Raw genomic sequence first — 13,072 nt, 5'->3', positions numbered from 1 at the left:
CTTCATGAGCCAACCCCTTTCTTCCCAGCCGGAATCGGCTCAGCCTGTTGAAGATAACTGGCTGCGATTTATCGAACTGATGCAAAATGCCTTTGCCGATGGCGTGGCGCTGCCGTTATTACAACTGATGATGACGCCGGATGAACGTGAATCCTACGGGACGCGTTTGCGCATTATTGAAGAGCTGATGAACGGCGATATGAGCCAGCGTGAACTGAAGAATGAGTTGGGCGTCGGCATCGCCACCATTACGCGCGGGTCTAATAGTCTGAAAGAGGCGCCGCCAGAGCTAAAACGCTGGCTGGAAGCGCGTCTCGGCCGCGGTTAACGCTGGCTGTAGAGCGGATGGGTGAACGGACACAGCGCCAGAATCAACGCCTGATGGTAGACGCTGGAGCGGCTAAGCAGGCCGTGGGTGAGGGCACCAATCGCGCCACCTTTGTGTTTGATATTCTCCACGCCGGTTAAGCGTGCCATCTCATCACCCAGTTCATGCCCGGCAGCCAAGCCTGCCACGACAATCGGCGGCAGCGTAAAGCTGGCCGAACGTGATTCTCCGCGCTGCTGCGCGTTTTCAACCACCATCCACGCAAAGGCGCAATCGCCTTCAATGCCCGCTTCGATCGCCACCCAGTAATCGGCCCGTGGACGCGTTTGACGCGCGTTCTCAACCCGCTGACGTGCGCCAGTTCGCGTTTCAACATCACTAAGTGGCTGGGCTGCGACGCCGCTCTCGACCTCAACCCCTTCGATGTGGCAGGATCCTTCGCCGAAAACGTCGTTGAACGCCTGAGCAATCGCGCGAATTTTTGCCGGGTTGATGGTGGCTGCGACAACATGGTACATAATTGTTTGAACCCTCGAGGCAAATTTGTCGCAGTATAACGGAAATTAAGCATGCTACAGGTCTATCTTGTTCGTCACGGTGAAACGGTATGGAATGCGGCTCGGCGCATTCAGGGGCAGTCTGACAGCCCGTTAACGGAAAAAGGTGAGCAGCAGGCTCAGCAAGTGGGCGAGCGAGTGAAATCGCTGGGCATTACCCATGTGATTGCCAGCGATTTGGGACGGACGCGGCGTACGGCAGAGATTATCGCCGATGCGTGTGGCTGCACCGTGACGCTTGATGCGCGTCTGCGCGAGCTCAATATGGGCTGCCTGGAACAACGTCCACTCGATGGCTTAACCGAAGAAGAGGAACACTGGCGGAAAACGCTGGTGGATGGCACCACTGCTGGACGTATTCCGGGTGGCGAATCGATGGCGGAGATGGCGACGCGGATGCACGAAGCGCTGAATGCACTGCTGGAGTTGCCTGCCGGTAGCCGTCCGCTGATTGTCAGCCACGGGATGGCGCTGGGCGTGTTGGTCAGTACCATTCTCGGTTTGCCTGCGCATGCGGAACGTCGTTTGCGTTTGCGGAATTGCTCGATCTCGCGCGTGGATCATCAGCAGAGCGCGTGGCTGGCGGCCGGTTGGGTGGTTGAGACGGCGGGCGATGTGTCGCATCTGGATGCGCCAGCGTTAGACGAGCTTCAACGCTAAGCCAAAAAAAAATGCCGTCGCGATGACGGCATTTTTTATTAGTTATTCTGTTGGCGAATCGGAATCAGGTATTCGCAGCGGATTTCCGTTGGCGGCTCGCTACGTTTTTTACCCCCGTGCGTGTAGAAACGCTCGATGTCCTGTCCCTGACGACGCACTAATCCCAGCGTTGGCATACAAGTGCCGTACAGCAGCAGGATAAATTCACCCAGCGCGCTGCGCGCACCGTTGTAGGTGAACTGCACGTAATCACCGGCTTCCACAATCACGCTCTGATTCGACTGCATGCTTTTTGCCAGCTGATCGGCAGGCACCGCAGTGGTGTAAAGAATCTCCTGCTCATCATCTTTTTCATGGCTGGCGCGCACCTGATGCAAGCCATACAGCACCGGCGGCACCGTGTCGGTTTCCAGCAGGAACTGCTTCCAGAAATGCAGGCGCATCTCATCGCGATAGCTGGAAATCTGCTCCAGCGTACAGGAGTAACTCTGCGTCTGGCCGACCAGCACCGTTTCTGGCAGCGTGACAAACTGCGCTTCCGGCATGCTGTTATTGTCGAGACGAATTGGCGGGCGAATGCCAAACGAGTTCCACTCCGATGAGCGACGATACCAGGCAGGCGTTTGGTTGAATTGCTTTTTAAACGCACGGGTAAAGGTCTGCTGCGAATCGAAGCGATATTGTAACGCGATGTCGAGGATGGGGCGGCTGGTCAGGCGAAGCGCCACCGCGGCTTTCGACAGCCGACGCGCGCGAATGTACGCACCAATCGCGTGGCTGGTTACTTCCTTGAACATCCGCTGTAGATGCCACTTGGAGTAGCCTGCTTTCTGCGCAACGTTATCTAATGAAAGCGGTTGATCCAGATGGCTCTCCAGCCAGACAAGCAAATCGCGAATGATACCGGCTTGGTCCATAAAACATCCTCATAACTCTCTGGTGGCGCAACTATGAAGTCGTCGAATAATAGCACGAAATGCACAAAAGCGTGGGGGCGGTTTGCTAATCGAGTGTGCTAAGTCAAAGCGGGTTAAAACCCTTTTAGGTTTGGTTCTCTGTTCGATTGACAGTACATTACATTCTCATCTATTCGATTGGCAATGGTAACTCAATGACAATAGCTCGTATTCTTATAATCACGTTGGCAACATATGTATTCAGTGCTGGCGTTCAGGCCGAAGAGATCGGCTCAGTTGACACGGTATTCAAGATATTTGGCCCCGATCATAAGATCGTGGTAGAAGCCTTCGATGACCCCGACGTAAAAAATGTAACCTGTTATATCAGCCGGGCAAAAACCGGCGGTATTAAAGGGGGATTAGGTTTGGCGGAAGACACGTCCGACGCGGCCATCTCCTGTCAACAGGTGGGACCGGTAGAGCTTAGCGAGAAAATCGCACAAGGCAAGGCGCAAGGTGAAGTGGTGTTCAAAAAACGCACATCACTGGTGTTTAAGAAGCTGCAGGTGGTGCGCTTCTTTGACCAGAAACGTCATGCGCTGGTGTACCTAAGCTATTCCGACAAGGTGGTGGATGGATCGCCGAAGAATGCGCTGAGCGCCGTGCCGATTATGCCGTGGCATTAATGCAGGCATAAAAAAACGCCCTGACGGGCGTTTTTTCTTTCAACGCTTAATCCTGCAGTTCGCCGCAGAAGCGGTAACCTTCGCCGTGAATGGTGGCGATGATTTCTGGCGTGTCTGGCGTGGATTCGAAATGCTTACGGATGCGGCGGATGGTGACATCCACGGTACGGTCATGCGGCTTCAGCTCGCGGCCGGTCATCTTCTTCAGCAAGTCACCACGCGTCTGGATTTTGCCAGGGTTTTCACAGAAGTGCAGCATGGCGCGGAATTCACTGCGCGGCAGCTTGTACTGGTCGCCGTTCGGACTGATCAGTGAGCGGCTGTTGATATCCAGCTCCCAACCGTTGAAGCGATAGCTTTCAACGGTACGGCGTTCTTCACTTGGCATCGCCAGATTCATGGTGCGCGACAGCAAATTGCGTGCACGAATCGTCAACTCACGCGGGTTGAACGGTTTGGTGATGTAATCATCGGCACCGATTTCCAGACCGAGGATTTTATCCACTTCATTATCACGGCCGGTAAGGAACATCAGCGCGACGTTTGCTTGCTCACGCAATTCGCGCGCCAACAGCAAACCGTTTTTACCTGGCAGGTTGATATCCATAATCACCAGATTGACGTCATTTTCCGTCAAAACCTGATGCATCTCGGCGCCGTCGGTGGCTTCATAGACCACGTAACCTTCTGCCTCAAAGATACTTTTGAGGGTGTTACGCGTGACCAGTTCGTCTTCAACGATAAGAATGTGCGGGGTCTGCATGTTTCGCTACCTAAAATTTGCCAACAAATCGAAAACAGGGCGTACGTCGGTTACGCTAATGTGCTGCAACCGGTATACGAAATAATCTTCGGAATACACCATCCATCTACGTCAACTTCAGTGTTAGCTCAGCCAGTCAGGATGGATATTTGCACGCCCCGAGGATCTCGGACAGGCGCTCATCCTAACCGTATTAACAGCAACCTAACAGCACCAACAACAACCGATAAGCATAAAAACAACGCTTCGTTGACTTATATCAAATGCAAGTGTAGCACGTTAACACTTTTATGAAAAACTTCTCCAGGATTGCTAGTTTAGCTCACAAAATGCAGCATTTTTGCTACATTTCGTCCTTATATAACCAAAACTAAAACACGCAGGAAATTATATTTCAATGATATGAAAGAAAAGGGTTTTATATTCAATAGGTCCGATAATTTTGCTTATGCCCGCGAATTTCCACTGCAGCTGGATTTATCCCTCTTTTAACATCGTTAACATCTTATTTTCTCCTCTAGCCGCAGTTGGTATTTTCTCTCCTACATGCCAACATAATGCGAGTTGTTAACAGTTCGATGGAAAAATCATGCATTTCCCCTTAATCCTTGTCTCTCCCGCTCGTCCGGAAAATATCGGTGCGGCTGCTCGCGCTATGAAAACCATGGGATTTAGCGAGCTGCGCATTGTCGCCAGCGATGCCTGGCAAGATCCCGCAGCACGTCGAGTGGCGCACGGCGCCGGTGAGATCCTCGATAACGTCAAAACCTACGCCACGCTGAGCGAGGCGCTAAAGGATGTCGATTTTTCCGTAGCGACCACCGCACGTAGCCGCGCGAAATTCCGCTATTACGCTACGCCCAGCCAGGTTGAAAACATCCTGCATGAGAAGCGCCAATGGCTGAGCCGCATCGCGTTGGTGTTTGGCCGTGAAGACAGCGGCTTAACCAATGAAGAGCTGGAGCAGGTCGATCTGTTAACCGGCATTCCGATGGCCAATGATTATCCGTCGCTGAATCTCGGTCAGGCAGTGATGGTGTATTGCTATCAGCTGTCGGCGCTCAATCAGATTGCGGCTGAGACCGCAGAAGTGGCGAATGAGCAGCAGTTGCAGGCATTGCGCCAGCGCTTTCATCAGTTGCTGGTCAAGCTGGATGTGAGTGATGACGTCAAAATGGCGGACTGGATCGATCAGCGCATCGGCCTGCTGGAACAGCGTGACAGCGCCATGCTGCATCGTTTGTTACACGACGTAGAAAAAAAACTTATAGATAATTGCTCGGATAAATCCTGAGATGCTAGTGACTGATGCGGCAATCCGCCGCATCTCCTGAACGATCGCGATAATTTTTGCCTCAGCAAGCGCAGCACTGCGCAACGCCAGGGACGGCGCGGCTAAGACAAATTCGTTGACTTAACGTGCGCTTTGCTTTACTTCTGGAAGGCAGACGGACAAGACAAAGACAGACAGAAAAAAATCTAAATGCGTAAACTCAGCCTGAACACCACAATTATTATTACCACCACCATTACCACAGGTAACGGTGCGGGCTGACGCATACAGGAAAAACAAAGAAAAAAGCCCGCACCTAAACAGTGCGGGCTTTTTTTTCGGCAAAAATTCAGGAGAGCTTCAAATATGCGAGTGCTGAAATTCGGCGGAACCTCAGTAGCCAATGCGGAACGTTTTCTCCGTGTGGCGGATATTCTGGAAAGCAATGCACAACAGGGACAGGTTGCGACCGTACTCTCTGCACCAGCAAAAATTACCAATCATCTGGTGGCGATGATTGAGAAAACCATCAGCGGCCTGGACACGTTGCCGAATATCAGCGATGCCGAACGTATTTTTGCCGATCTGTTGCAAGGCTTGCGTGATGCGCAGCCGGGATTTGATTATGACGGACTGAAAACCCGCGTTGAACTGGAATTTGCACAGCTAAAACAAGTGCTGCACGGCATCAGCCTGCTGGGCCAATGTCCGGACGCTGTGAATGCCGCCATCATCTGCCGTGGCGAAAAGCTGTCGATTGCTATTATGGAAGCGCTGCTGCAGGCGCGCGGCCACAAAGTTACCGTTATCGATCCGGTGGAGAAGTTGCTGGCGATTGGTCATTACCTTGAATCCACCGTTGATATCGCCGAGTCCACGCGTCGCATCGCCGCCAGCCAGATCCCAGCCGATCACTTTATCCTGATGGCCGGTTTCACCGCCGGTAATGAGAAGGGCGAACTGGTGGTGCTGGGCCGCAACGGTTCTGACTACTCCGCTGCCGTGTTGGCTGCGTGTTTGCGCGCTGATTGCTGTGAAATCTGGACCGATGTTGACGGCGTGTATACCTGCGACCCGCGCCAGGTACCTGATGCGCGCTTACTGAAATCGATGTCGTATCAGGAAGCAATGGAGCTCTCCTACTTCGGCGCCAAAGTCTTGCACCCGCGTACCATCGCGCCCATCGCCCAGTTCCAGATTCCTTGCCTGATCAAAAACACCGCTAACCCGCAAGCGCCGGGCACCTTAATTGGTGGCGAAGGCGAGCTGGATGAGAATCCGGTGAAAGGCATTACTAACCTGAATAATATGGCGATGTTCAACGTGTCAGGTCCGGGCATGAAAGGCATGGTCGGCATGGCGGCGCGCGTTTTCGCCGCAATGTCACGCACCGGCATCTCCGTGGTGCTGATCACCCAATCCTCTTCGGAATACAGCATCAGCTTCTGCGTACCGCAAAGCGAGCAGGCGCGTGCGCGTCGCGTGCTGGAGGAGGAGTTCTATCTGGAGTTGAAAGATGGCTTACTCGATCCGCTGGACGTGCTGGAACAGCTGGCGGTGATCTCGGTGGTCGGTGATGGCATGCGTACGCTGCGCGGCATCTCGGCTAAATTCTTCTCGGCGCTGGCGCGAGCCAACATCAATATCGTGGCGATTGCGCAGGGCTCGTCTGAGCGTTCCATCTCGGTGGTAGTGAGCAACGATGAAGTCACCACCGGCGTGCGTGTGGTGCATCAGATGCTGTTCGCTACCGATCAGGTCATTGAAGTGTTCGTGGTCGGCGTTGGCGGTGTGGGCGCAGCGTTGCTGGATCAGCTGCATCGCCAGCAGACGTGGCTGAAACAGAAGCACATCGATCTGCGCGTGTGCGGCATCGCTAACTCGCGGGCGCTGTTGACCAACGTACACGGTATCGATCTCAGCAACTGGAAGGCAGAACTGAACGAAGCCAAAGAGCCGTTCAATCTTGGTCGACTGATGCGTTTGGTGAAAGAGTATCATCTGCTAAACCCGGTGATCGTCGATTGTACCTCCAGCCAGGCGGTTGCCGATCAGTATGCCGATTTCCTTGCCGAAGGTTTCCATGTCGTCACGCCGAACAAAAAGGCCAACACGTCGTCGTGGAATTATTACCAGCAGATGCGTGCAGCGGCAGCAAAATCGCGCCGTAAGTTCCTGTACGACACCAACGTTGGTGCCGGTTTACCGGTGATCGAAAACCTGCAAAACCTGATGAATGCCGGGGATGAACTGATCAAATTTTCCGGTATTCTCTCTGGCTCGCTCTCTTTTATCTTCGGCAAGCTTGATGAGGGCGTTTCGCTGTCGGAAGCGACCAAAATGGCGCGTGAGATGGGCTTTACCGAGCCGGATCCACGTGACGATCTTTCTGGCACCGATGTGGCGCGTAAGCTGCTGATTCTGGCGCGTGAAGCGGGGCATCAGCTGGAGCTTAGCGATATCGATATCGAACCGCTGCTGCCCGCCAGCCTGACGGAGATCGCCGACGTGGAGCAGTTTATGCAACGTCTGCCGGAGCTGGATAACGCCTTTGCCGCGCGCGTTGCCAAAGCGCGTGACGAAGGTAAAGTATTACGCTTCGTCGGCGCGATAGAAGAGGGTGGCGTCTGCAAAGTGAAGATTGACGCGGTGGACGGCAACGATCCTCTGTACAAAGTGAAGAACGGTGAGAATGCGCTGGCATTCTACAGCCGCTACTATCAGCCAATCCCGCTGGTTCTGCGTGGATATGGTGCAGGGAATGATGTCACAGCAGCGGGCGTGTTTGCTGACCTGCTGCGTACGCTGTCGTGGAAGTTGGGAGTTTGATGATGGTAAAAATTTATGCACCGGCCTCGATAGGTAACGTCAGCGTCGGCTTTGATGTGCTTGGCGCGGCGGTTTCGCCGGTGGATGGCACCTTGCTGGGTGACTGCGTTTCCGTGGAAGCCGCCGACAGCTTTAGCCTGGTGAACTCGGGGCGTTTTGTCAGCAAACTGCCGACCAATCCGCAGGAGAACATCGTTTATCAGTGCTGGGAGCGTTTTTGCCAGGCGATTGGTAAACAAATTCCGGTGGCGATGACGCTGGAAAAGAATATGCCGATTGGTTCCGGACTCGGCTCAAGTGCTTGTTCGGTGGTTGCCGGTTTGATGGCGATGAACGAATTCTGCGGCAAACCGCTCAACGACACCGAACTGCTGGCGCTGATGGGCGAGCTGGAAGGGCGTATTTCCGGCAGCGTACACTTTGATAACGTTGCGCCGTGCTTCCTTGGCGGCGTGCAGCTGATGATTGAAGAGAACGGCATCATCAGTCAGGACGTGCCGTGCTTTGACGAATGGCTGTGGGTGATGGCGTATCCGGGGATTAAAGTCTCCACCGCCGAAGCGCGTGCCATTCTGCCGGCACAGTACCGCAAAGAGGATGCCATTAAGCATGGCCGCCTGCTGGCGGGCTTTATTCACGCTTGTCATACGCGTCAGCCTGGGCTTGCGGCTAAACTTATGCAGGATGTTATCGCCGAGCCGTATCGCACCAAACTGCTGCCAGGCTTCGCCGATGCGCGTAAAGCAGCGCAGGATATTGGTGCGCTGGCGTGCGGCATTTCGGGCTCCGGCCCGACACTTTTCGCCGTTTGCAACGAGATGGCAACGGCACAGCGGATGGCGGACTGGCTGAGCCAGCACTATCTGCAGAATGAAGAAGGTTTCGTCCACATCTGCCGTCTTGATACGGCTGGCGCACGTAAATTGGGATAACGCATGAAACTCTACAACCTTAAGGATCACAACGAGCAGGTTAGTTTTGCTCAGGCCGTTAAACAGGGCCTCGGCTCGCAGCAAGGGCTGTTTTTCCCGCTCGAACTGCCGGAATTCGAACTGACCGATATCGATGCCATGCTGGAGATGGATTTCGTCAGCCGCAGCAGCAAAATTCTCTCTGCCTACATTGGTGATGAAATTGCGGCGCATCAGCTGGCCGAGCGCGTAAAAAACGCCTTTGCTTTCCCGGCGCCGGTGGCAAAGGTCAGCGATGATGTAGCCTGCCTCGAGCTGTTCCACGGTCCAACGCTGGCGTTTAAAGACTTCGGCGGCCGCTTTATGGCGCAGATGCTTTCCTATGTGAGCGGTGCGGATGAGCAGATCACCATTCTGACCGCCACGTCCGGCGATACCGGCGCCGCCGTGGCGCATGCCTTCTACGGCATGGAAAACGTGCGCGTGGTGATTCTCTATCCGCAGGGTAAAATCAGCCCGCTGCAGGAGAAACTGTTCTGTACGCTGGGCGGCAACATCGAAACCATCGCGGTTGAAGGCGATTTCGATGCGTGTCAGGCGTTGGTGAAACAGGCGTTTGATGATGAAGAGCTGAAAAAGGCGATTGGCCTGAACTCGGCGAACTCCATCAACATCAGCCGTCTGCTGGCGCAGATTTGCTACTACTTCGAAGCGGTGGCGCAGCTGCCACAAGAGAAGCGTAATCAGCTGGTGGTGTCGGTGCCGAGCGGAAACTTCGGTGACTTAACGGCTGGCCTGCTGGCGAAATCATTGGGTCTGCCGATCAAGCGCTTTATCGCTGCGACCAATGCTAACGATACCGTGCCGCGTTTCCTCGGCAACGGCGCATGGCAGCCAAACGCCACGGTAGCAACGCTGTCGAACGCCATGGATGTCAGCCAGCCGAACAACTGGCCGCGCGTGGAAGAGCTGTTCCGCCGCAAAACCTGGCGTTTGACCGATCTGGCGTACGGCGCGGTAACCGATGAAACCACCAAATCCACCATGCGCGAGCTGGCGGAGATTGGCTACATCTCTGAACCGCATGCGGCGATTGCTTACCGTTTGCTGCGCGACAACCTGCAGGAGGGCGAATATGGCCTGTTCCTCGGGACTGCGCATCCGGCGAAGTTCAAAGAGAGCGTGGATGAGATTCTGGGTCAGGATCTGCCGCTGCCAAAAGAGCTGGCCGAGCGCGCCGATTTGCCGCTGCTGTCGCACAACCTGAAAGGCGATTTCGCGGAGCTGCGGGCGTTCTTGCTGAAGTAAGTGCTGACTGGGGTCAGTGCTCGCTGTCCCCCATCCCGGCCTTCCCCCGCTAGCGGGGGAAGGAGACGCTGCCACATGCAGCCTCCAAACTCACATATTGCAGCATCTTCCTCCCCCATTTATGGGGGAGGACCGAGGAGGGGGACAGCGAGCACGAACCAAGGAGGGGGGCAGCGAGCACGATCCAGGACAGCGCTTGTTGAACTATTTCTGTTCGCGGCGCTTAAACACCAGCTCGTTATCTTTACTTTCTGCCGTGTCAAAGAAATACCCATCCACATCGAATTTCTTCAGCTGCGCAGGGTTGGTCAGGCGGTTCTGAATCACATAGCGGCTCATCAAACCGCGCGCTTTCTTGGCGTAAAAGCTGATGACTTTAAATTTGCCATTCTTCTCATCGAGGAACACCGGCTTGATCAACTCGGCGTTGAGTTTCTTCGGCTTGATGGCTTTGAAATACTCATCGGATGCCAGATTGATCAGCACGTCATCGCCTTGCTCAGCAATCGCCTCGTTTAACTTCTCAGTCAGCAAATCGCCCCAGAAGCCGTAAAGATCTTTCCCGGCCGGATTCGCCAGCTTGATGCCCATCTCCAGGCGATAAGGCTGCATCAAATCGAGTGGGCGCAGCAGGCCGTAAAGACCCGACAACATGCGCAGGTGCTGCTGGGCAAAGTCAAAATCGTCGTCGCTAAAAGTTTCGGCCTGCAAACCGGTATACACATCGCCTTTGAACGCCAGGATCGCCTGACGCGCATTCTCCAGCGAGAAGGGCGGCTGCCATTGGTTAAAACGATCGGCATTCAGGTGCGCCAGCTTGTCGCTAATGCCCATCAGTGAGCTGATTTGCGCCGGTGAAAGATCGCGCGCAACGTCAATTAATTGGTGTGATTTTTCTAACAGCGCCGGTTGGGTAAAACGTTGTGTCGCCAGCGGGCTTTCATAGTCCAGTGTCTTCGCTGGTGAGATAACCATCAGCATCGTGTACGTCCTCTTTGACCCGCAGGTTTATCAGGGAATTGAAGGGAAAATGTCGCAAGGAGTGTAGCAAAAAAGCGGCATGGATCGGCAAATCGCTCCCATTTGTTAGCGCTATCGTAAAGGGCACTTCGTGGTGTTGCGCCGTCACTTGTGCGTGATATTATCGCAACAGCCTTTTACACCCTGACAGTCAACCTAAGAGAAAGAGAACCATGACGGACAAACTTACTTCCTTGCGTCAGCTGACTACTGTGGTCGCCGACACCGGTGATATCGCGGCGATGAAACTTTACCAGCCGCAGGACGCGACCACGAACCCTTCTTTGATTCTCAACGCCGCTCAAATCCCTGAATACCGCAAACTGATTGACGAAGCCATTACCTGGGCACGTCAGCAGAGCAGCAACAAAGAAGATCAGCTGGCGCTGGTTTCTGACAAGCTGGCCGTCAACATTGGTCTGGAAATTCTCAAACTGATCCCTGGTCGCATCTCGACTGAAGTCGATGCGCGCCTCTCTTACGACACTGAAGCGAGCATCGCTAAAGCGCGTAGCCTGATCAAACTGTACAACGATGCGGGCGTCAGCAATGACCGTATCCTGATCAAACTGGCGTCAACCTGGCAGGGCATTCGTGCTGCTGAGCAGCTGGAAAAAGAAGGTATCAACTGTAACCTGACGCTGCTGTTCTCCTTCGCGCAGGCGCGTGCCTGTGCCGAAGCGGGCGTGTTCCTGATCTCTCCATTCGTTGGCCGTATCCTCGACTGGTACAAGCAGAACACCGATAAGAAAGAGTATGCAGCCCACGAAGATCCAGGCGTGGTGTCTGTGGCTGAAATCTACAGCTACTACAAGCAGCACGGTTATGAAACCGTGGTAATGGGCGCAAGCTTCCGTAACGTTGGTGAAATCATTGAGCTGGCTGGCTGCGACCGTCTGACCATCTCTCCGGGCCTGCTGAAAGAGCTGGCTGAGAGCGAAGGCACCGTTGAGCGTAAGCTGAGCTACACCGGCGAAGTGAAAGCGCGTCCAGCGAAGATGACCGAAGCTGAGTTCTTCTGGCAGCACAACCAGGATCCAATGGCCGTTACCAAACTGGCTGAAGGTATCCGCAACTTTGCTATCGATCAGGGCAAACTTGAGAAGATGATCGCCGAACTGCTGTAAGGTGATTGGCCGTGGCGGCAACCGCTGCCACGGTTTTACGTTTTTCCCCCGCTTCTTGTATTATCCTTCTAACTACTCACGTCATTTGCTGCCATGCAGCTAACCACAGCGATAACTCTATGGATACTTTACGAATTGGATTAATTTCCGTTTCCGATCGTGCTGCTAACGGCATCTATCAGGATCAGGGCATTCCGGCGTTAGAGAGCTGGCTCACCGCTGCGCTGGCTACGCCGTTTGAAATCGAAACGCGTCTGGTGCCGGATGAGCAGCCAATGATTGAGCAGGCGATTTGCGAGCTGGTCGATGAGCTGTTCTGCAATTTGGTCCTCACCACCGGCGGCACTGGACCGGCGCGGCGTGATGTGACGCCAGATGCCACATTGGCGGTTGCCGACCGTGAAATGCCGGGCTTCGGCGAGCAGATGCGCCAAATTAGCCTGCAATTTGTGCCGACCGCTATTTTGTCTCGCCAGGTTGGCGTGATCCGCAAGCAGTCGCTGATCCTCAATCTGCCGGGCCAGCCAAAATCCATTAAAGAGACGCTGGAAGGGCTGAAAGCGGAAGATGGAACGGTAAAGGTGCCGGGGATTTTTGCCGCTGTACCTTATTGTTTACAGCTACTGGAAGGGCCGTATGTGGAAACTCATGCCGATGTGGTAGCAGCTTTTCGCCCGAAAAGCGCCCGTTGTGAGACAAATGACTAAAAAT

The 13,072-nt window shown here is 54.3% G+C and carries 14 protein-coding genes and 1 other annotated feature; of the genes, 10 read left to right on the top strand and 4 right to left on the bottom strand.

Going from position 1 to position 13,072, the window contains the following annotated elements; all coding sequences use genetic code 11:
• The first annotated feature begins 4 nt into the window (after nt 1-4).
• Nucleotides 5-328, top strand: coding sequence for a trp operon repressor (gene trpR, locus K5Y33_RS15120; protein ID WP_101762165.1), 324 nt, complete (start codon nt 5-7; stop codon nt 326-328).
• On the opposite strand, the gene yjjX is transcribed toward trpR, so the two are convergent.
• Nucleotides 325-846 carry an inosine/xanthosine triphosphatase gene (gene yjjX / locus K5Y33_RS15115; protein ID WP_217549141.1) on the bottom strand — a complete coding sequence of 174 codons (522 nt, stop codon included), beginning with the start codon at nt 844-846 and terminating at the stop codon, nt 325-327. The two genes, trpR and yjjX, sit on opposite strands and share 4 nt — an antisense overlap.
• A 51-nt stretch (nt 847-897) precedes the next feature.
• On the opposite strand from yjjX, the gene gpmB reads away from it, so the two are divergent.
• Nucleotides 898-1,545, top strand: coding sequence for a 2,3-diphosphoglycerate-dependent phosphoglycerate mutase GpmB (gpmB, locus tag K5Y33_RS15110; protein WP_101762163.1), 648 nt, complete (start codon nt 898-900; stop codon nt 1,543-1,545).
• A gap of 38 nt (nt 1,546-1,583) precedes the next feature.
• Here gpmB and robA read toward each other — a convergent pair whose 3' ends face one another.
• Nucleotides 1,584-2,462 carry an MDR efflux pump AcrAB transcriptional activator RobA gene (gene robA / locus K5Y33_RS15105; RefSeq protein ID WP_110867499.1) on the bottom strand — a complete coding sequence of 293 codons (879 nt, stop codon included), beginning with the start codon at nt 2,460-2,462 and terminating at the stop codon, nt 1,584-1,586.
• 194 nt (nt 2,463-2,656) lie between these two features.
• On the opposite strand from robA, the gene creA reads away from it, so the two are divergent.
• Nucleotides 2,657-3,130 (top strand): protein CreA, encoded by a 474-nt coding sequence (creA, locus tag K5Y33_RS15100; protein ID WP_101762161.1) that lies wholly within the window; start codon nt 2,657-2,659, stop codon nt 3,128-3,130.
• 46 nt (nt 3,131-3,176) lie between these two features.
• Here creA and arcA read toward each other — a convergent pair whose 3' ends face one another.
• The gene (gene arcA, locus K5Y33_RS15095) at nt 3,177-3,893 is read right to left on the bottom strand and encodes a two-component system response regulator ArcA (RefSeq protein ID WP_008108686.1); all 717 of its coding nucleotides are present in this window, start codon (nt 3,891-3,893) and stop codon (nt 3,177-3,179) included.
• A 589-nt stretch (nt 3,894-4,482) separates the two neighbouring features.
• Between arcA and K5Y33_RS15090 the strand changes: the two genes are divergently transcribed.
• The 5 genes from K5Y33_RS15090 to thrC all read left to right on the top strand — a co-directional run bounded on the left by K5Y33_RS15090 (nt 4,483) and on the right by thrC (nt 10,214).
• Complete coding sequence (locus K5Y33_RS15090) at nt 4,483-5,187, top strand: tRNA/rRNA methyltransferase (RefSeq protein ID WP_222234422.1); 705 nt, start codon at nt 4,483-4,485, stop codon at nt 5,185-5,187.
• Between the two features lie 189 nt (nt 5,188-5,376).
• The gene (gene thrL, locus K5Y33_RS23815) at nt 5,377-5,448 is read left to right on the top strand and encodes a thr operon leader peptide (protein WP_071531027.1); all 72 of its coding nucleotides are present in this window, start codon (nt 5,377-5,379) and stop codon (nt 5,446-5,448) included.
• Nucleotides 5,384-5,506 (top strand) — a sequence feature (Thr leader region). It overlaps the preceding gene by 65 nt.
• A gap of 26 nt (nt 5,507-5,532) precedes the next feature.
• A complete protein-coding gene (gene thrA, locus K5Y33_RS15080; protein WP_110867500.1) occupies nt 5,533-7,995 on the top strand; it encodes a bifunctional aspartate kinase/homoserine dehydrogenase I in 2,463 nt (820 codons plus the stop codon).
• Nucleotides 7,996-7,997: 2 nt separating this feature from the next.
• Nucleotides 7,998-8,927, top strand: a complete 930-nt coding sequence (gene thrB, locus K5Y33_RS15075; RefSeq protein ID WP_192236077.1) for a homoserine kinase — start codon at nt 7,998-8,000, stop codon at nt 8,925-8,927.
• Nucleotides 8,928-8,930: 3 nt separating this feature from the next.
• A complete protein-coding gene (gene thrC / locus K5Y33_RS15070) occupies nt 8,931-10,214 on the top strand; it encodes a threonine synthase (RefSeq protein WP_008108676.1) in 1,284 nt (427 codons plus the stop codon).
• Between the two features lie 204 nt (nt 10,215-10,418).
• Here thrC and yaaA read toward each other — a convergent pair whose 3' ends face one another.
• Nucleotides 10,419-11,195 (bottom strand): peroxide stress protein YaaA, encoded by a 777-nt coding sequence (gene yaaA, locus K5Y33_RS15065; protein ID WP_222234420.1) that lies wholly within the window; start codon nt 11,193-11,195, stop codon nt 10,419-10,421.
• Between the two features lie 212 nt (nt 11,196-11,407).
• Between yaaA and tal the strand changes: the two genes are divergently transcribed.
• On the top strand, nt 11,408-12,361 hold the full coding sequence (gene tal / locus K5Y33_RS15060) for a transaldolase (RefSeq protein WP_101762157.1): 954 nt from the start codon (nt 11,408-11,410) through the stop codon (nt 12,359-12,361).
• 119 nt (nt 12,362-12,480) lie between these two features.
• Nucleotides 12,481-13,068, top strand: coding sequence for a molybdopterin adenylyltransferase (gene mog, locus K5Y33_RS15055; protein WP_222234418.1), 588 nt, complete (start codon nt 12,481-12,483; stop codon nt 13,066-13,068).
• Nucleotides 13,069-13,072: the final 4 nt, after the last annotated feature.

The sequence above is a fragment of the Pantoea sp. DY-17 genome (genome assembly GCF_019795975.1).
Lineage (GTDB): Bacteria > Pseudomonadota > Gammaproteobacteria > Enterobacterales > Enterobacteriaceae > Pantoea > Pantoea leporis.
This window is presented reverse-complemented; position numbering and strand designations above follow the sequence as displayed.